A 19,774-nucleotide genomic window follows, 5' to 3' on the forward strand; every position below is an offset into this window, starting at 1 on the left:
CTAATGCAGCATCATACAGCCAAAGGGCTCTATTTCGACCAGAATCCGGGTTGAACTGCGGATGTTGAGCCCGCTTAGCAGGTCGGTCAGCAGATTTTTGTCACATCGGTAATTGGGGAGCTCCAGATGGTAGCGGTTGGGGGAATTATTGATAATCATCCCCATTCTGTCCTGTTCACTGCGCCGGATATAACCCAGAACATTGCGCGTTTCATCTGTGAACCAGGGACGGAATCCCCCTTTGCGCAATACTTCATGCTGTTGTCTCAGCGAGATCAGCCGTTTGTACCATTCCTGCAATCCGGTATCCTGTTCCGTCTCCTCCCAGAGCATCAGCCCCCGGCAATGCGGGTCTGTAGCCCCTTCCATGCCGACTTCATCCCCGTAATAGATCATGGGCAACCCCAGATAAGTCATCTGGAAAAAGACAGCCAGCCTCATCCGGCTCATGGCCGTAGCTTCCCGGTCCCAGCCCCGGCCTCCCTGCTTGCAGGCAGTCAGAAAACGCAAGGTGTCATGACTGCCCAGCAGCTGGAACATGGCCGAATTAGCCTGATCATTGTACAGGGCTTCCTGATGGAGCAGCTGCTCCATGAACCGGACCGGCCCCGCAGACTGCGCTGCAAAAAACTCCAGCACCGCATCCCGCAGCAGATAGTTCATTCCGCCGTCGAACTGGTCGCCCCGGAGCCAGGGCCCTGACGCATGCATAATCTCGCCGATCAGCAGCAGGTCGGGGAACTCCGCCTTCAGCTCCCGGCGGAATCTGCTCCAGAAGGCCGGGTTCACCTCGTTGGCCACATCCAGCCTCCAGCCGTCGATTCCGGCTTCCCGCACCCAATATTTGGCGACCTCCATCATATAATCCGCTACCTCAGGGTGATTCATATTAAGCTTCGGCATGCTCGCTTCCGCCTTGGCGAAGGTCTCATAGCCGGGAACCGGCGCCCCGCTTACCGGGTAGGAATGAATGTAGAACCAGTCCTTGTACGGCGACGCTTCTCCCCGTTCCAGTACATCCCTGAAGGCAAAAAAAGTATCGCCGGAGTGGTTGAACACAGCATCAAGCAGAACCTTCATCCCCAGCCTGTGAGCTGTCCCGACAAGCTCCTTCAGATCCTCCAGCGTACCGAAGCCAGGATCTACCTTGTAATAGTCCGAAGTATTATACTTATGTCCGGATGGCGATTCAAAGATAGGCGTCATATAAATAGCTGTAATGCCAAGCTGCTGCAGGTAGGGAAGCTTGTCTGTGATGCCTTGAAGGGTCCCCTGATGGTAGCTCTCGGGATAAATCTGATAGACCACCGCTTCTGAACTCCAGGCAGGCAGCGTGATGGCCTGAGGGCGGTGAATATAGGCATATTGAAATGCACCCGCCTGCTCCCTGTTCCCGGAGATCCCCCGCTCTCCATACCATACATACTCCCCTGCGGGATTTCCGATATAGAACAGGTATCTGCATTTTCCTGTCTCCGCCGGGATTATTGCTTCATGAATGTCATACGCTCCGGCACAGCCGATCCGCTCCATCTCTTGCGGAAGCTCGCAGCCGGGTGAATCATAACGGTCAGCGTGGATAACGGTGCAGGATAAGCCTTGTCCGCTCTGTACAAATAGTCTGAGCTTAAGCAAACGGGGTCCCACCGGGAAGGCGAAGGGGTCCTCTGCGGTGTGATACATAAATAACCGGGTAAGCATACTATAAGTCTCCTTTAATGCTGCATAGAGCAGCCTCAGCAACTGTGTTATTATGACAGGTAGAACGTACCAATACCTTTAGGACCGGGAGGGATAGCTATGAAAGTTACAATTAAGGATATTGCCCAGGCAGCGGGTGTCGCCAAATCCACCGTATCCAAGGTAATGAATGACTCTCCCAAAATATCGGAGGAAACGAAATCCCGGGTCAGAGAAATTATCAAACAGATGAACTATACCCCAAGCAGTATCGCTACTGGACTTGCCAGACAGAGCAGCAACACGATTGCGATCCTGATTGATATGTCCAAGGAAAGCGAATTCCTGAATCAGTTCTTCTATAATATTATCGGCGGGGTGGAGAGCGTCATCGGACCTCTGAAATATGAGCTGACCATTGCCAATATCCAGCATGACCATGCCGAGGGGCATTTCCTGCACAGACTGGTGCTGAATAAGCGGGTGGACGGAATTATTGCCAACACCTCGGTGCTGACTCCCGACTCCTGCGCTGAACTGAACCGGCTCCAGTTCCCCTATATATCCATCGGTGAGATCGCTGCTCCGGGGGTCTGGGTCGATTGTGACAATGAGCTGGGCGGGTTCATGCTGACAAGGCATCTGCTGGAGCAGGGATATCCGTCTGTTGCCTTTATCGGCGGGCAGAAGGATGAACCGCTCTTCCTCCGCCGCGCTGCCGGGTATAAGCGCGCACTCGGACAGGCAGGAATCGCTGTGCGCGGCGACTGGATCATCAATGGACGGGCTGTCGAGGAGGACGGCTACCAGGCGGCACTTCAGCTGCTGCAAAGCGCAGAACCGCCCGGCTCTATCGTCTGCATGAGTAACTTCTCCGCCTACGGTGTGCTGCAGGCTGCCCGGGAATTACAACTACCGATTCCGTCCGGGCTGGGTATTGCCACCTTCGATGAATATCCCTTATCCCCTTACACCACACCTCCGCTGACTTCCCTGGATATGGATACCTTCCAGTTGGGCGTGTCTGCAGGCCGCCTATTAATGGACAAGCTGAACAATAAGGCTGCTGCCGTGAGCGGACAATTGCTGGAGCCGGAGTTAATTCCCCGTTTATCCTCGCGGCGAAGCAGCATGACACAATAAATTGTCCATTCAGGAAACCGGTTTCCTTAAGTTGAAAGTACCATGCCCCCCGGCTAATGTCAACGTGAAATCATAGAATTAGCCGCAGACCGAAGAACCCTTTCCACCCGTGGAAGGGTTCTTCACCTTACCCGGAAGTGCCCGAGCTGCGGATAAACCGGAGAACCTCATCCATCATAGCGGGACTCTCCCCGCTGTGACAGACCATATGTCCGCTTCTCTCCATAATCAGCACCTGCTTACGCCCGGCAGGAATCGTCTGCTCCAGATAATTCGCACTTTTGAATTTGACCAGATGATCCCGTCTGCCCTGCACAATCAGCGTAGGCAGCTCCACCTGCGGGTAGACCTCAAAGCTCTCACGAACCAGGCGTTGGAACTCCCGGGTAGCTCGCATTGGAGTGGAGCCCAGGTTGCGGATGTACTTCCGCAGCATCTCCGGGCGGACCAGTGTCCTCAGAATCTCGGCCGGATTAAGCGGGAACACCGGAGTAGACAACAGTGTCAGTGACCCGATTCGGGAAGAATATTGTACGGACAGATGGGAAGCGATCAGCGCCCCGGTGGAGAATCCGATCAGATGCACTTTCCCGGAGCCTGCAAGCAGTTGGTTCAGCTCATCCTCGGCGCTTCGCTTCCACCCCCCGCGGCTTGAATGGAGCAGATCGCTGCGGCTGCCTCCATGTCCTTGTAAGGTAAACATTCTGGCCACATAACCGTTCGCCTCCAGAAACCGGGCAAGCGGAGAGATCTCATGTGTGCCTCCGGTGAAGCCATGTATAAACAAACAGCTATCCATGATTGTTCCTCGTTTCCTTTCTGCTATTTCATCCATTTATAGAAAAATAAACCTTAACGGCAATGAAGTCAAGGTTTACTCTCTGGTTACAGCTATGAATACTTCTCACTACTCAATTGTTAATTCACTATTCGCTTCAGCCACACCGTTCAAACTACTATTACTGGTCATGGCCGGAATCGCCTTGAGTCATTTCAACCTCACCGATACTTGTATACCAATATCCGTTATTTTCTGTAATCTTGATCCGGTACTCCGCATAGCTCCCGCTTTGTGAGACGTTGAACGTTTTGGCCTCTCTGATTGTCCAGCCTGTCACATTACTCTCCTGCGACAACACCACCCACCGGGTTCCATCGTACCCCTCGAAGGTCCATGATTTAGGGGAGGCGTTAATAGCTGTGTTCTCATTTCTCGGATAGATTTTATAGGAGATCACGTTCTTGGAGCTTGGGAATTTAAATGCAAGCCAGCCCTCTACAGTACCGTTGGAAATCCATGCCTGCTCCAGATCCAGATGATCGAAGGCTTTGTACGGTAAATAATCGGCACCAAAGTTACTGCTGGCACTGGCGGTACTGCCATCCGGCGACTTGTCTTCTAGCATGACAGGAATAATATTCTGGTCGTCCCACATATTAAAGATTTTATTCACAATTTTTTGGGTCTGATTTCCTTCTTTGTCATAGACATATGAAATCCGATACTTCTGATCATCCTGGAATACAGTGAACCACTGCAACCGGTTGGTTGCATCATACTGGTACTGCTTCCGGTCGAACAGGTAATCGAATTGTACCGTGCTGCTGGTTACACCATTTTTCACGGCAGCAGCCTTAACTCTTGTATCTTTTGAAATGGCTATAGGAGTTCCCGTATACGCTTGGCCTGTTGATAGGGTTGGTTCCCGGCCATCTAACGTATAGATAATTGAATCTGCTCCTGCCGAGCTTAATTGAACCTGAATCGAACCGCTCTTCTGCAGCCCCGGAGGAACGGAGGATTCAATAATTACAGGCTGTACCCAGCCCTTGGTCTTCACCTGCGGATAAGCCCACACATAGACTCCTGAGAATCTCATATTGATTCCATCATTAATAGCCTGGTCAATATTCTTCCAGATCGCATTGTTATTGGTTGAATCTGCACCTGATAGATAATGAATTTGCCCGGGACCATATCCCAGCTTCCGTTGCGCCACTGTCAGCGCCTGTCTATGCTTCTCCATGTTATTGGCGATCAGATAGTCGTAGTCTTCGATCATGAAGAAATCGAGGTTTGGCGACTTCCACTGCTCTATAGGGAAATTCACAATACCCATCATTTTCGGAGCCAATTCAGGATCCACTACAGTAGGAATGAACAACAGAACCGTAAACTGGCCTTGTGGATATACTGCTTTCAAGGTATCCCTGAGGAGAAGGGAGAACTTCCCGTTCTGTTCGCTAAGCCAGCTTAGCATCTCTTCATGACCGCTGATAGAGTCGTAAGCCGATTTGAATTGATGCATTGGCTTGCCGAACTTCTGTTGGTATAAATATTTGGTAGAATCATCATAGAAAGTCGGCGGACTACCCGGCAGGCTATCCATATACCACCACCATGGCTCACCAAGCTGGATAATCGGGGGCATCCCACTGTCTGTATGTATTTTGGATAAGCCCAATATATATTTTTTGTAATAGCTTTGAACTGCTGTATTGGAGAAGCTCAATAGCTTGGGTGCAGGAGACCATAATGTTTCGGCACCTTTCCCATCCCATGTCCTCTGCCACCAGGATGCTGGCGCATCAACATTCTCCATAGAAATTGACGAGATTACTTTGGTTTGACGGGCAGACAAAAATTTCACATAACTGGTATACCAGCTCTTGAAGGCCTCATTAAAAGGATGGTCCGTAATCAGCTCCATCCCGGTTGTTCCGTTATAGACCTTATCGTAGAAATGCGAAGCCCCCACATAGAAATCAACGGTATTCCCAAAGCCTAGTCTGGCATAATCACCCGCAATCCGTTCAGGTGTAAGGTTGTAGGTATCATCATATCCGTCACTGATTCTGACTTTCCCTTCGGGCGCATAGGGTTTCTCATTCATCAAAAATGCATTTCCGTATACATTCCAATCTGAAAAATCAATTTTGAACGGTTTGGATTCAGTGAAGTAGCTTATCTCTGCATCGTTGTAATCATATTCCTGCGGTACAAAAGCCCATTCCAGGCGCTTGATACTAGTGACCGGGACTTTAACCCAATCCGGATTCGGAATCCAGGATACCTCTCCTGCACGATCCTTCCCCTGTACAAAGGGCACCCATCCTGCATACAGATTGTTAAAGTCAAGGCGGATTGCCCCCTCTGTTCCGCTTGCTGTCCCCTCCTCCCGGCCAACTGGAAAAGAGTAGTCAATATTCAGTGAATCGCTGACCTCCTTCTCCCAGCCCTCCATAGGACGGTCGGTCACATAGTTCCATAGCCGTATATAATATGCCTTATCATCTGTTGTTACAACGGTCAGGGTTGGTGATGGCACTCCATTTAGCGGAGTGGCATCGCCGCTTATCGTATAGTTGTACTCCAATACCAAGTCTGAAAAGTCTCCATCCGTTGGATATTTCAGTGTAGGATGGCTGTGCACATCTTCAGTTTCCCAATACATTACATTAAAGTCTTTGCTTGTGCGGAAATTTCCCACCGTAGAGAAATGGTGTTCATCCTCCGTAACGGTTGCGGACATCATATCAAAGTTAAAATTATTGACCAGATACTTCGGTTTTAACTTATAAGCTCTTTCTTCTCCTTGTGCCAAAGAAGTGTGACTTCCTGCATTTATACCTATAAACAAGACTATAGTAAAAGAAAACCAGCGTATGATAGACTTCATTGAGCTCCTCCAGAGATGGTTTCTTTCTGCTTGTGCTGAACTTTTGTGGTGTACAGGTTATAGACCTTGGCAAATTGAGCTTTGGCCTCTTCCGCCTCGGGATTACTCTGCCAAACCAGAGTGGCCAGTTCTAAGGCAAGCTCAGGTTGTTCATTACCAATCAATAATGAAATTAATTGCTGGTTATGTTCCATGTTCTTACTGGAATATTGATGTATGAAGCTGGTTAGTTCCGCTTCTTCCCTGGTACCGGAAATGGCTTCATTTAACGCCTTTATAAGCTCTGGTGAGAGTACAACGGACTCAGATATGGCAGACATGGCAACCACTTCACTTGGCGTATTCCAGGATGCCATCTGTTCCGAATAGCTTTTATTGCTGCCCCCAATATCGTCTTCTTCCACAGCATTACCGTTTGCCTCTATTCGTTCCTTGCTGTCGGAATTATTCAGTCCATAGTAACCGGTTATACTAATTGCCAGAACCAGAACGACTAGGAGTGCTGCCTTTAACCTTGCGTTCATGTACCTACCCCATTCTTTTTGGTGTCAAGTCTGTAGGAATCGATTCAAAATTTAATTAATTATCAGATGCGACATTCATTATAGTTTAAATCGAGTAGGTTTGAGAATAGGGATTAAGAGTCGTTTTTTGTCGAAAATCGTCTAATTTCGCTTTGTTATGTGAACATTCATTCTTAATTTTCTGACAATCACAAAAGAGGCCTCAGCATAAGCCAAGGCCTCCTTTAGTGTACCGGAACAAGCTCACCACCCGTCAGTCATAACGACCGGCTGGATTCCGCCGTCGGCGAAGTCCATTCTGTCGATGCATAACATGCGGTGGCCCGGCTCCGGATCTCCGATGGTTCTCCGGTGATAGACGATCAGCCATTCATCCCGTTCCGGAAGATGCAGGTATCCGTGATGGCCGGGACCTTCCGCCACGGGCTCCTGCCTCTCCAGGATCGTTCCCTTGTTCCCGAACGGACCCAGCGGATTGTCACTTACGCCGTAAGCTACCCGGTAAGTCCCGTTCGTCCACCCGCCCATCGACCACATCAGATAATATAGGCCGTCCTTCTTGATCATACACGGCCCCTCTACATAACCGGGCGGGGTAACGGAACGGATCACTTGCCCGTCCGGCAAAGGGACCAAGCCCGTCATCTCCTCATTCATCCGGGCCACGTTGCAGTGCCCCCAGCCCCCGTAATACAGATAGATTGCACCATCATCGTCCTTGAACAGATGAGCGTCAATGGGCTGTGCGCCGTGAATAAACTTGCCGATCAGCGGCCGGTGGAGATACCCCCTGTATGGACCTTCGGGAGAATCCGCGACGGCAATCTCCAGCCCGCCGGCTTCGCCGTCCTTCTGGATATCGTTCGAGGCGAAGATCAGATAATGGCGGCCGTTATGCTCAATCTGGGTCGGTGCCCAGACCGCTCTCCAGATCCAGGGGAAATCATCCATTTCAATAATGCTCTCGTGGATCGTCCAATGGATTAAGTCCGCGGAACTGAAGACATCCAGATTCATCTGCCGGGTATATTCCGTGAAGGACCTGGTGGCATATATATAATGCCTGCCCTGATAGGTCCGTGCTTCGGGGTCTGCATACCAGCCCGGCACGATCGGGTTCGTAATTCCTCGCAAACAAACCCTCCTTTCTCTGTAATGACTTATTTAGAAGCGGTAGAGGCCGCTCTCTTCCCGTTCCCGGACCCAGACCTGCATGTAACCAGGCTCCCTGTTGTCCCAGGCATAGTAGGGAATGAACCGGAGCGGCCTGCCGTCTTCATCCTGGCTCTGCAGCACCGTAACCCCGCCCAGCAGCTCCGGCAGATGTTCCACCCGGAACTGCGCCCCGGCCGCAATGGAGAAGGTATCATAGGACCATCCGGGATGATCCGTCTGCTCCAGACAGTACACCACGGGTCCCCGCTGAACGGCAACTCTCCCTCTGTCCGCCTCCACTTCCGGCTTAGACCGCACAAGATTCACAGGCATATCCAGCTCAAGCACAACCGTATCTCCCGGCGACCAGTGCCGGTTCAGCACCAGATACCCCTGATCCGTCAAGGCTTCGGCTCCGCTGATGCTGACGCCGCTGGCCTCCAGCCGGTAGCCCCTGCACCATTCCGGCACACGCAGCCGGATACTGAAGTCGGCAGCGGCTGCTGGGTTAACCTCAAGCTCAATCCGGCCATTCCAGGGATACAGGGTTCTCAGCTTCAGCCCGACATCCAGTCCACTGCCCAGCACAAGCTTCGCCTCACTGTTTATATATTGATTGACCGCCAGGCCATCTTCAGTAATGGCATAGACGTATTGGCCCAGGGAAGGCAGGAAGCGTGCCAGATTGGTCGGACAGCAGGAGGTCTCGAACCAGGGCACACGATGATGCCCGCCCTGTGAGGCAAGCGGATTATCATAGAAATACTTATACCCCGACAGCGAGATTCCCGATAAGGCACCGTTGTATATCTCACGCTCCACCACATCGGCATATTTACTGTCCCCGAACGTCAGGTTCATCCGGTGATTCCAGAACACCATGGCAATGGCGGCGCAGGTCTCGCAGTATGCTGTCTCATTGGGCAGATCATAATCGAAGGTGAAGCCTTCATTATGCCTGGACGGGCCAATGCCGCCCGTAATATACATGTTGCGCTCTACCGTATGGCTCCAGACCCGGTGCAGAGCCTCCGCATAAGCGGAATCCCCTGAAGCATGGACAATATCCGCCATGGCCGTATACAGATACATCGCACGGACGGCATGGCCGGTCACCTGCTTAATCTCGCGGACGGGAACATCATCCTGACAATAGGCCGGTCCCCATTCCGGATTGTCCCAGATCGCGCCCACGCCATGCCCATGGCCGCGCTCCTCCAGCAGCCACAGCGCAAGCTTCCAGTAGCGCTCAGCCCTGGTCACGCGGTACAGCTTCACCAGCGCCAGCTCGATCTCCTGATGTCCTTCCACCCAGTGCCGCTTGCCGGGGCCGAAGACCCCGTCAACATGATCCGCCAGACGGCAGGCGACCTCCAGCAGCTCACGCTTGCCCGTCGCTTCATAGTAGGCAACCGCCGCTTCAATCAGGTGGCCGCCGTTGTACATCTCATGCTTCTCCATATCCGTCCATTTGCCCTCAGGATTCTCCAGTGTGAAGTAAGCACACAGGTAGCCGTCTTCTTCCTGCGCTGCGGCGATCAGCCCGATGATCCGGTCGGCCTCAGCCTCAAGCCGGGCATCCCGCTCCGACATCAGCGTATAGGCAATGCCTTCAAGCACCTTATAGACATCCGAGTCATTATAATATTTGCCTTCGTAATGCCCTTCCAGCAGGCCTCCGGCCTTGGCGAAGTTCTTGATGCGGCCGGTCTCCTCACATTTGGACAGACAGTCCGGCAGTGTGGTCTGCCGGAGCACCTTCAGGCGCGGCAGCCAGAACCGATCATTGATTGTAACTCCCGTAAAAGACACACCCTGCCAGACATGCAGCTTCGTTTGGTGCTCTGCCATTTCCGTTCTCGCCTCCTTTATCCTTTCAATCCCGTTAAGGTAATGCCCTCCAGAAAGTAACGCTGACCGGCCAGAAACACAATGACGCAGGGCAGAACGACGGTGGCCGAAGCCGCCATCAGCAGGTCCCACTGCGCGGTGTAGGTACCCTGGAACATTTGCAGGCCCAGAGCAAGGGTGAAGAGACTGTCGCTTTTCAGGTAAATCAGCGGCCCCATGAAGTCGTTCCAGGAAGCCAGGAAGCTGAATAAGGCAACCACGATAATCGCGGAACGGCTTAAGGGGAAGATGATCCGGGTATAGATTTGCCAGTAGTTGGCCCCGTCCACAAAGGCCGCTTCATCGAAATCACGCGGGATGGTCAGATAGAATTGCCGGAGCAGGAAGATATTGAAGATTCCGCCACCGAAATAGGCTGGCACAATCAGCGGATACAGCGTATCGTAGAAGCCCAGCACCTGCCAGCCAAGAAAACTCGGGATCATCGTGACCGCCGCCGGCAGCATCATGCTGGTCATCAGAATGGCGAATACTGTGTCCCTGCCCTTCCACTGAATCCGTGAGAACCCGAACGCTCCGATGCTGCTGGTAATTACGGTCCCCACAAGCACGGTGACCACAATAATCAGCGTGTTCTTGAAGAACACATCGAACGGCAGCACCGTAAGCGCCTTATGGAAGTTGCTCCACTGAAACGGCTTCGGTATCCACTCGGGGGGCATGGTGAAGATCTGCGATAAATTCATCAGCGAGCTGCGGATCAGCCAGACAAATGGAATGATAAACATGCCGGAGATCAGGATAAGCGCTCCGTAGCCTGCGGTAAGTGACAGCTTCGATGGTCTCAAGCCCGGTCCCCCCCTTCGTAATACACCCACGACTTCGAGGTTCTGAAGACGATGAAGGTGAAGAACAGAATGATGATGAACAAGATCCAGGCCAGCGCGGACGCATACCCCATCTCGGCATCCCGGAAGCCCGTTCTCCACAAATAGAATACATAGAACAGACTTCGGTTGTTGGGTCCGCCCTGAGTCAGAATATAGGCTTCGTTGAAGACCTGGAAGGAGCCGATAATCGTCATGATCGTATTGAAAAAGATCGTGGGGGTGACCATCGGAATCGTCACGTGGCTCAGCTTGCGCAGCCAGCCCCCTCCGTCCACCTCAATCGCCTCGTAATACTGCCGGGGGATGCCGGAGAGTCCGGCAAGGAAAATAATCACCGTGCTGCCGATGCCCCACAGTGTGGTCAGTACCACCGACGGAATGACGCTGCCTTCCCCGTACAGCCAGTCACTGGTCGGCAGATGCAGCCGGCTGAGCAGCGAATTAATGAGGCCCAGATCGGGGTTGAGCAGCCACATCCAGATCATGGCCGAAGCCACCGCCGGAACAATGCTCGGAAGATAAATAATCGTACGGAAGATAGCTCTTCCTTTTACATTGAGATTCAGCAGCAGCGCGATCCCGAAGGAGATGAGTATCACCGCAGGCACACGCAGCAGGACGAAATAGAAGGTGATCCCGAGCGATTTGTAGAACAGCTCATCCTCTCCTGAGAACAGCCGCATATAATTATCCACACCGACAAAAGCAGTCTGCTCCTTGAATACATTATAGTCGGTCAGGCTGAGCACCAGGCTTGCGATCATCGGACCCAGCGTAAAAATGGCAAATCCAAGTATGGCGGGGGCCGTGAACAGCAGCCCGTAGAACATTCCCTTTCGCATACCGGCCTCCAGTCTCGAAATTTCGGCAAAAAGAACGGCGAACGAGGATTCGGACGCCGCTCCCTGCTGCTAGTTTCGCAGTTGGTTATTCCTTAATATCACGGCGTCCCTTAATCTGGGCCTGGACCTTTGCGGCAATCGAGTCCATCGCTTCCTGGGCGGTCTGCTGGCCGAGCCATACCTTATCCAGGGCGGGATTGACCAGATCCATAATATTGTTGAAGTTCTTCACATATCCGGTCGGCGTCTGGTGGCCTTTGGTCAGAATTACATCCACGATGGCTTCTTTATAGCCGGAAGGTCTGGCATCCAGATTCTCCGTCCATTTGGCGAGCAGCGCCGGATCGGTGTACCACTCCTTGGGAGATGGCATCCAGGTTCCGGATGTAAGCATGTCAATGGAGGCTTCGGGATCGAGCAGCGCCTTCAGCAGCTCCCAGGTCTCCTGGGGATGCTTGGTGGATTTGAAGATGGAGAACATGCCGCAGACTACGGTGGTAACCGGCTCCTTCATTACAGGCATGACTCCGACATTGAAGTTGAACTTCGACTTGGCGAGGCCTGCGCTTGCCCATTGCCCGTCCACAGTCATCGCCACCTTCTTGGTCTGAAGGGCTACATTCGTTGCCGGAATATTCTTGGACTGCACGGGTGAAGGGGATACGTGATGCACATTCATCAGATCGGAGATCTTCTGAAGGGCCTCCACCGCCTCCGGCTGGTTCAGCCCGAAGGTTTTGCCGTCCGCCGAGATGAAATCTCCGCCATTGGAATAGATAAAGTTGCTGTACACTCCCCACCAGGTGGAGACATTGGCTCCGTATTGTTTGATTTTCTTGGGATCAAAGCCCTCCTGGTCCGCTGTTTTGCCATTCGTGTCTACCGTCAGCTTCTTCGCCACCTCGACAAATTCATCCCAGGTCCAGGCATCGGCCACATTCGACGGGGGAGGTTCAATGCCGGCTTCCTTGAAGATATCCTCATTGTAGAACAGGCCGAAGGATTCCGGTCCCGGTCCGATCCCGATTACATTGCCCGGCTCCAGGGAGTAGATAATATTGGGAACCAGCGTATCCGGACTGATGTCGGCATCCGTATCGAGAAATTCCTGGAGATTGTAGAATTTGCCTTGCTCCGCCATCGGAAAGGCGATTGTGCCTGATTCCATCATGGCGATGTCCGGCACATCATTACCGGCGACCATTGTCGTCAGCTTGGTATCATAATCAGCGGCAATGTGCTGAAGCTCAACTTTGACATTAGGATACTTGGCCTCGAATTTCTGAATGGCTGTTTTGTAAGGAGCCACTTCCTCCGGTGATCCCCAGACGGTCATCCGCAGCGTAATCTTCTCCTTCGATCCGGAATTCCCGGAAGATGCGGACGTATCGGGGCCTGTTGTATTGGGTTTCGAGCATGAAGACAGCACAGCGGCAAGCATCAGAACCAGCGCCAATATAAGGAAGACCGATTTTCTTGGTTGCAACATATTCCGAGCCCCTCTCGATTTCTAAGTTCCACGGGTGGTTCATAGCTGCAGTCTATGATGGCTTTATTATAAAAGATTAGATAGCGCTTACATAACCCTAATCTCTTTGGATTGGTGGACTGTGATTGGGCTTACAGGGGCAGCGTAATGATCACCCTTGTGCCTTGCCCGGGAGCGGAGACCATGGATATTCCGTAGGCGCCGCCATAGGTGATCTGAATGCGGTCAATCGTATTCTTGATGCCCACGGAAGAGGACCGCTCGTGCAGAATCGCTTGTACAGCTTCCTGGCTCATGCCGCGGCCGTTGTCGGCCACCTCATAATACCGGGTACCTCCGTTAATCCAGCCGCGAATCGCGATGAGGCCGCCCGAATCGGTCTGCTCGAAGCCGTGCAGAATCGCGTTCTCCACGAACGGCTGGAACAGCAGTCTAGGCACATCGTATTCAAAAAGACGCGGGTCCATATCCACCTCTACGGTGAACTTGTCCTCGAAGCGGATCGACATAATATAGAAATAGTTATTCATCCAGCTCATTTCCTCTGACAACGGAACGGCGTCCCAGGTCTTGCGGGAGGTATAATGCAGCATATTGGACAGGCAGACTAGCATCCTGCTTAGCTCCTGCTGATCATTCTCAATCGCCATCCAGTTCATCACATTCAGGGTATTGTACAGGAAATGCGGATGCATCTGCATGTTCAGCGCCTGAATCTCGGCCTCCTTCTCCTTCAGCTTGATCTCGTAGTTCTCCGTCACGAGCAGATGAATCCGGTCATTCATGCGGTTGAAGCGCTGCGTCAAAATGCCGAACTCGTCATTGCCGACCACCTCGACGCGGGTCTGGAAATCGCCTTCGCCCACCGATCTCATCGCGCTTAACAGCCGCTTGATGGGCCTGGTAATTTTGCCGGCAATGAAAAAAGCGAACATCAGCGCTACGATTCCCATCACCACCGCCAGCACCGTAATAGAAGTCCGGATCACCGGCACCAGGCTGCTCACCAGGCCCGCTTCAGGAATCCAGACCACAGACATCCATCCGGTCACCTCCGAACGGTCGAAGCAGACAATTACCGCTTCGCCGTTCAGCGTCATACGCCGCGCCCCGCTGTTCTCCCGCTGCAGTTCATCCAGCCATGCCTCCTTGTGTGTCTGCGCAACGGCCCCCGGATCACTGCTGGCCACCACCTTATCTTGCGGATCAAGCACCATGTAGTGCGAGTTGCCCGGAATGCTGTCCGCATACAGGGATTTAAGCACCTCGGATTTGAAGCTTATGGCAAGTACGGGGCGTTCCACCCCCGCAGCCATTTTCTCCAGCTTCGTGTTGCTGAGATAGGTGAAATCAAGCACACGCGTGGCTGAGAACAAATAACGATACTCCAGATTTCCGTTCTGCAGATAGGGCTGATTGAACATGGACACGAAATCAAAGGTAGGAATCCACACCAGCTTTCCCCCCGCCTGCCGGGCGATCCCGTAGATGTCCGATTGAGTCGGGTCTCCTTGCGGGAGCGATTGTCCGAAGGTGAAGTAGGAGGTCCAGAGCTGGTAGGCGTAAATATCCTGGTTCTGGGAGAAATACTTGCTAAGCACTGCCGTCACCTGACGGTCCGCTGCGAACAGATCCGTCTGATTCGCGGGGTCGAGCTGGCTGAAAATGCGGAACAGATCCTTATCGAGAAATAGGGACATGCTGTTCTGGTCCACAATCCGCAGCTTCGTGTCCATGACTTCATTATTCTTTCTGACAATCTCATACACATTGTTCTGCGCCTGCTCCGTGATAATCTTCAGGCTGGTCCGGTAGAACAATGCCCCGAGTACGAGCAGGGGAATCGCAATCAGCAGAATGTAGCTTGCCAGCAGCCGGTAACGGAAGGTGATTTTCATATCTCACGTTTCCTTTGCGAGCGTACGTGCTGATAGGCTTTGGGAGACAGGCCGTGAACCTTCTTGAAAACGCGGCAAAAATATTTCGTGTCCTGAAATCCGCATTCCAGGGAAATTTCATATATTCTGAGCTGCTCCCCGGCAAGCAGTTCCTTGGCCCGCTTCATCCGGGCTGCCGTCACATGCTCGGAGAAGGTCTTGCCCGTCTTGCTCTTGATCAGTGTACTGAAATAGGAGGGGTTGAAATGGAACAGCTCGGCTGTCCGCTCCAGCGTTATATTCTCTTTCGTATGGTGTTCTATCCAGTCCAGGCATTCGGCGATAACCGCCTCCCCCTTATCCTGTCTGGATAAGGCGAGGGCCAGATGCACTTCCCGGAGCGCATGGTTCAGCAGGTCGATCAATTCCCCGTACGAGCGGCATGAATGGATGAGCAGTGTGGCCGTATCGGTCAGGATCTGCCCGGCCCTTTTGCCCAGAAGATCCTGATGGTCGCTGCGGATCTGCAGCAGCATCAGCGATGCTTGCTCCTTCAGCCGCATGGGGCTGGCCTGTCCGCCCTCCGCAAGCTGGCAGACAGCCTCAAGGCAGGCTTCCTGAACAAGAGCGGCATCCTCCATGAACAAAGCCTCGTACACTCTGCCCCAATCGGGGGCCACCGCCCCGGCAGCGGAACCCAGCTCATCCGCGAACAGCAGCCCTTGCCGGAAATCGTAGAAGTTATAGCTGTTGGCCGTTCTGGCAGCCAGATAAGACCGCGGCGCTTCAGCCAACAGAGATTGGCATTCCGGTCCGATCCCGTGGGCAAGCTGTCCTGCACTTGCCCATTCGGCCGCCAGGGAACGGGAGATGGACCGGGCCTGCTCCCTATTCTCCGGGGTAAGCCGTTCCAGTGTAACCAAGGTAACAGCTGCCAGAAGCCCCTCCTCCAGCATTCCGCCGAGCGGAACTGTTATGGCGTCCCCCCACTTGCACCAGGCCTGCTCCAGCGCACGGACGAACAAGCTGCTGTCCGGCCCGCCGCCGCTGTCCCGGCCGTATTTCAGCTCCGAATACACAGCGGCCCCGCTCCCCTGAAGCCATTCATAACGCTCCAGCTCCTCCAGCTCCTCCAAGGCTGCACCGCCATTCAGCCAGGACAGCATCAGCCGGCTCAGATAAGCGGAAGAGGCCAGCTTCAGCCGGTGCTGCCGCTCCTCCTCTTCCCGGTACTGCTCCTTTTCCTCTGTCAGCAGAAGGTCAATCCGGCTTAAGACATCCGCGATTTTGTCCGTCTCCACCGGCTTCAGCAGGTAATCATAAGCACCATGACGAACCGCCTTCTGCGCATACTCGAACAGATTGTAAGCGGATACCATTACAACCCTGGTTCGCACGCCCTCTACCTTCAGCCGTTCCAGAAATTCAAGCCCGTCCATGCCAGGCATACGGATATCCGTCAATATGGCTTCCGGCCGCTGGGATTTCACCAGCTCCATAGCCGCCAAGCCGTCCTTCGCCGTCACCACCTGATCCTCCGGCCGAAGGCGCCCAATCAGATGAACCATCCCTCTGAGATGCCTGGGCTCATCATCTACGATCAATATTCTCACTGTACTCAGCCCCCCGACATTAAGTTTGCGGTGCAGATCAGCCTCAGCTTTGCCCTAATTATAAAAGTCATTCCGGCTTAATCATAGTGCACTAATATTGGATTGGTGGATTATCATTGGGGCCGGGTGAAGTACGCTATGCCACGCAAAAAGAAGAACCACCTGTTCAGGAGGTTCTGGGGTTCTGGGCCTTTCTCATTATCACATCAATGGCCCGGCGGCCCGCATATTGCTGTACCTGTACCTGTCCCTGTCCCTGTTTCTGCACCTCTCCCTGTCCCTGCACCTCTCCCTGTCCCTCCAAGGTACAGCAGTTGGATTTCCTCCACTTAATCATTCCGGTTGGCTTGCTTTACGGAAATTAAGTGGATTTATGGCACTTACTTCTGCCTATATCCCCGCTGTCAGCGTATCCGGCTGAAATTAAGTGCCCTTTTTCCAACTAAGTCACCGGAATCAGAGATTCTGCCAACAGCAGATGGAGTTTTTCCACTTAATGTTTTACCAACCTCAATCCTGCATCCCTACCCTGTATCCTGCACCCTCTATCCCCTGCATCCTGCATCCTCTACTCTCCATCCTCCATCCTCTACTCTCAACCTCTCCATCCTCTAACCTATATCCCCCATCCCATCCCATCACCTCAACCCTTAACCCTCCATCCCCCTAATCACCACTGCCTGAATTAGCTCCGGCACTCCCGGCATTACCGGCATTCCCCGTATTCCCGCCGCTCCCGGCATTTGCCCCCGGCGCAGAGTTGCCGCTACTGTCCGGCGAGTTATTCCCACCGTTGTTCGCATTTCCGCCCGGCCCGCTTCCGCCCGCTGGCGTGCTATCCTTGCCGGTACTGCTATGCTCTGTATTCAGCGAAGGTGCCGGAATGGCGATTCCCGGTGCGCTGCTACCGTTCTCGCCGACAGGCTGGCCCTGATTATCGTAGTAATACATCGGAACATCGCCGACAACCATCAGGTAGGACACCGGGATTTCTGTATCTACCACCTGCGGCTCCATATCGAATGGAATCACGACTGCAACCTCGGTCACAATATGGATAAAGACTTCTACCAGAATCATATTGATTCCGGCGTTTTGCTGCCGTGTGTTCAGCTCTACCTTAACGGCGCCCTGAGGCTCGATCTTGATCGGAATATCAGGACCATAGGAGGCAATCAGCGGACTGCCGAGCGCCTGGCCGAGCGGAATATATTCTGTCTGGTTATGCAGCTCCTGCAGCGTGGACTGGATGACCTCGGCAGCCTGGGAGGTAATCCGCATATGCTCCTTGTAATTGAGCATGAACCCGGAGATCTTGCCGTTCTTATCGGTCTTCCAGTCGATCAGCGCCTCCGCATTCCCGCCGTCCGCAACCTGAGAGGTAATCGCCTTGTTAATGGATTCTGTGGCGATCTGCTTCACCCGGATCTGTGCCAGATGGAGAATCGGCGGCTTCAGATGCTGCTCCACATATCGCAGTCCCTGAAGCACCGCCAGAATCAGCAGCAGGCTCACAATGATCCAGAACCGGCCCCGTCTGCGCGGCTTCCGCCCCCTGCCTTCGCCGGGTTCCGGCCTCTTCCCGCCCCTGCTGCGGAACAGGCTGAACCCGCCCCCGGTCCGGCTGGCCTTGCGCCAGACCCGCTGGCCCGGAGCGCCCGGTCCCGTGCCGGACGCAGCCGCTTCGTTACGGCCCGCCCGGCCTCCGGATCTGGAGGGCTTCGCCACGAAGCCCCCGCTCCGGCCCCGCGCCGCCGGTCGCGGCCCCGATCTTGACGGCTTCGCCTCGAATCTGGTCCCCGGACCCGGCAGCCTGAACCCGGCCTTGGACGGCTTGGCCTTGAAGGCCGAACGGCGTCCGGCCGGTCCCCTCAGCCCGCCCCAGCTGAAGCCCGGCAGACGCAGACCGCCGAAGAATGGTATGCCTGCGCTGCGCTTCCCCCATTTTCTGATTCTGCCCATGCCCTGCAGTCCCTCCCGACATTTCTGCGGTCAAGCCGCTCTCTTGTACTAATAGGCTATTCAGGGCAGACGCAAAAAAGAAGAACATCCCTGCGGCAGATCACCGCAGATACATTCTTCATAGGCAAGTGGAAACGGCAATGCTGTCCTTGTAAAGGACGTAGCGTTCAAGCAGACACAACTTCGCCGTCCTAACCCTAATGCCCCGCCCGCTTGCGCTTATCCTCCTGCAAATGCCCCCAATGCAGCCGGACAAAGATAGCAAGGAGAATCAGCATAAACACCGCATACCACGTAAGGAACCCGTTCCATTCCTCCCGGGGGACAATCAGCGAGGAGCTGATCGTGCCGAACAGCCAGATATAAGACAGATTGCCAAGCACCGTTCCCCAGACAAAAGCCGCCGGCTTAATAGGAGATACTGCCGACATCAGGTTGATGATATTGCTGGGCACAATCGGAATCGTACGCAGCAGCACCAGGGTCCAGATGCCGTAACGGTCCAGATAGACCTGCCATTTCTCATACTTCTGGAGCTTGTAGCCCCATTTCCGGTCAAACCAGTCAAAGAGATAACGCCGGAAGAGAAAATAGACAAATACCGCACCAATATTGCAGGCCAGCCAACTGACAGCCATCCCGCCTATCACTTCAAATACAGAGACATGGAGCACAATCAGAATCGCCAAGGGGAAAAATCCGAACAAGCTTTGCAGCAGGGCGAGCGGGAAGGTAGCGAAAACAATGTAAGGGCCGCTGAGTCCGAGACTCTGCAGCAGCCAGTCGATCCAGGCATTGATGGTCTCAGTCATGGAGCGCTCTCCTTTCCCGACTTCTTGCAGGGAATCCTTTCAGCCAGAAACATAAAGAACCGCCCGTTCATTAACGTATTCGTTAATTTTCAAGAAAAACACCCCTCTCGGGGTGTTCGTTGAATAAGTCTGCTTATGACATACTAAGATAAAGTACTGTGGGTAGCCTACAAGTTACAGAATTGTTGCTTATGTTCTTGTATCATAGCACACATCGATCTCCGCTGCCAGATCACATTGAACACACCAGCTTTCC

The 19,774-nt window shown here is 53.3% G+C and carries 14 protein-coding genes; 1 reads left to right on the plus strand and 13 read right to left on the minus strand.

The genetic code is table 11. The features are described from left to right. Entirely contained in the window at positions 1-1,701 is a 1,701-nt protein-coding gene (locus KDC22_RS27780) for an alpha amylase N-terminal ig-like domain-containing protein (RefSeq protein WP_211721060.1), read from the minus strand. 99 nt (positions 1,702-1,800) lie between these two features. Here KDC22_RS27780 and KDC22_RS27785 point away from each other — a divergent pair, with 99 nt between their 5' ends. Next, the gene (locus KDC22_RS27785; RefSeq protein ID WP_211721061.1) at positions 1,801-2,823 is read left to right on the plus strand and encodes a LacI family DNA-binding transcriptional regulator; all 1,023 of its coding nucleotides are present in this window, start codon (positions 1,801-1,803) and stop codon (positions 2,821-2,823) included. Between the two features lie 127 nt (positions 2,824-2,950). Here the strand turns inward: KDC22_RS27785 and KDC22_RS27790 are convergent, their stop codons facing one another. The 12 genes from KDC22_RS27790 to KDC22_RS27845 all read right to left on the minus strand — a co-directional run bounded on the left by KDC22_RS27790 (position 2,951) and on the right by KDC22_RS27845 (position 19,518). Beyond that, positions 2,951-3,622, minus strand: a complete 672-nt coding sequence (locus KDC22_RS27790; RefSeq protein ID WP_211721062.1) for an alpha/beta hydrolase — start codon at positions 3,620-3,622, stop codon at positions 2,951-2,953. Positions 3,623-3,782: 160 nt separating this feature from the next. Further along, positions 3,783-6,428, minus strand: coding sequence for a non-contractile tail sheath protein (locus KDC22_RS27795; protein WP_211721063.1), 2,646 nt, complete (start codon positions 6,426-6,428; stop codon positions 3,783-3,785). A 71-nt stretch (positions 6,429-6,499) separates the two neighbouring features. Further along, positions 6,500-7,027 (minus strand): hypothetical protein, encoded by a 528-nt coding sequence (locus KDC22_RS27800; RefSeq protein ID WP_173131580.1) that lies wholly within the window; start codon positions 7,025-7,027, stop codon positions 6,500-6,502. Between the two features lie 243 nt (positions 7,028-7,270). Continuing rightward, a complete protein-coding gene (locus KDC22_RS27805; RefSeq protein WP_246553051.1) occupies positions 7,271-8,161 on the minus strand; it encodes a glycoside hydrolase family 43 protein in 891 nt (296 codons plus the stop codon). A gap of 30 nt (positions 8,162-8,191) precedes the next feature. Further along, entirely contained in the window at positions 8,192-10,033 is a 1,842-nt protein-coding gene (locus KDC22_RS27810; protein WP_211721064.1) for a glycoside hydrolase family 127 protein, read from the minus strand. A 17-nt stretch (positions 10,034-10,050) separates the two neighbouring features. Further along, positions 10,051-10,821 (minus strand): carbohydrate ABC transporter permease, encoded by a 771-nt coding sequence (locus tag KDC22_RS27815; RefSeq protein WP_211724214.1) that lies wholly within the window; start codon positions 10,819-10,821, stop codon positions 10,051-10,053. Positions 10,822-10,877: 56 nt separating this feature from the next. Next, the gene (locus tag KDC22_RS27820) at positions 10,878-11,765 is read right to left on the minus strand and encodes a carbohydrate ABC transporter permease (RefSeq protein ID WP_173131574.1); all 888 of its coding nucleotides are present in this window, start codon (positions 11,763-11,765) and stop codon (positions 10,878-10,880) included. Between the two features lie 85 nt (positions 11,766-11,850). After that, the gene (locus KDC22_RS27825; RefSeq protein ID WP_211721065.1) at positions 11,851-13,254 is read right to left on the minus strand and encodes an ABC transporter substrate-binding protein; all 1,404 of its coding nucleotides are present in this window, start codon (positions 13,252-13,254) and stop codon (positions 11,851-11,853) included. 131 nt (positions 13,255-13,385) lie between these two features. Then, the gene (locus KDC22_RS27830) at positions 13,386-15,152 is read right to left on the minus strand and encodes a sensor histidine kinase (RefSeq protein ID WP_211721066.1); all 1,767 of its coding nucleotides are present in this window, start codon (positions 15,150-15,152) and stop codon (positions 13,386-13,388) included. Beyond that, complete coding sequence (locus KDC22_RS27835; protein WP_211721067.1) at positions 15,149-16,744, minus strand: response regulator transcription factor; 1,596 nt, start codon at positions 16,742-16,744, stop codon at positions 15,149-15,151. The genes KDC22_RS27830 and KDC22_RS27835 overlap by 4 nt, the downstream gene beginning before the upstream one ends. Positions 16,745-17,410: 666 nt before the next feature. Continuing rightward, positions 17,411-18,265 carry a sporulation protein YunB gene (gene yunB / locus KDC22_RS27840; RefSeq protein WP_343222055.1) on the minus strand — a complete coding sequence of 285 codons (855 nt, stop codon included), beginning with the start codon at positions 18,263-18,265 and terminating at the stop codon, positions 17,411-17,413. Positions 18,266-18,903: 638 nt separating this feature from the next. Next, complete coding sequence (locus KDC22_RS27845; protein WP_173131543.1) at positions 18,904-19,518, minus strand: TVP38/TMEM64 family protein; 615 nt, start codon at positions 19,516-19,518, stop codon at positions 18,904-18,906. Between the last annotated feature and the right edge of the window lie 256 nt (positions 19,519-19,774).

Source organism: Paenibacillus tritici (genome assembly GCF_018207515.1).
GTDB classification, from domain to species: domain Bacteria; phylum Bacillota; class Bacilli; order Paenibacillales; family Paenibacillaceae; genus Paenibacillus_AQ; species Paenibacillus_AQ tritici.

Bases quoted from the DNA above. Each gene is read 5' to 3' on its own strand.
- KDC22_RS27780 (WP_211721060.1), bottom strand. From the start codon at position 1,701: ATGCTTACCCGGTTATTTATGTATCACACCGCAGAGGACCCCTTCGCC.
- KDC22_RS27815 (WP_211724214.1), bottom strand. From the start codon at position 10,821: ATGTTTATCATTCCATTTGTCTGGCTGATCCGCAGCTCGCTGATGAAT.
- KDC22_RS27790 (WP_211721062.1), bottom strand. From the start codon at position 3,622: ATGGATAGCTGTTTGTTTATACATGGCTTCACCGGAGGCACACATGAG.
- KDC22_RS27810 (WP_211721064.1), bottom strand. From the start codon at position 10,033: ATGGCAGAGCACCAAACGAAGCTGCATGTCTGGCAGGGTGTGTCTTTT.
- KDC22_RS27825 (WP_211721065.1), bottom strand. From the start codon at position 13,254: ATGTTGCAACCAAGAAAATCGGTCTTCCTTATATTGGCGCTGGTTCTG.
- KDC22_RS27845 (WP_173131543.1), bottom strand. From the start codon at position 19,518: ATGACTGAGACCATCAATGCCTGGATCGACTGGCTGCTGCAGAGTCTC.
- KDC22_RS27820 (WP_173131574.1), bottom strand. From the start codon at position 11,765: ATGCGAAAGGGAATGTTCTACGGGCTGCTGTTCACGGCCCCCGCCATA.
- KDC22_RS27800 (WP_173131580.1), bottom strand. From the start codon at position 7,027: ATGAACGCAAGGTTAAAGGCAGCACTCCTAGTCGTTCTGGTTCTGGCA.
- KDC22_RS27785 (WP_211721061.1), top strand. From the start codon at position 1,801: ATGAAAGTTACAATTAAGGATATTGCCCAGGCAGCGGGTGTCGCCAAA.
- KDC22_RS27830 (WP_211721066.1), bottom strand. From the start codon at position 15,152: ATGAAAATCACCTTCCGTTACCGGCTGCTGGCAAGCTACATTCTGCTG.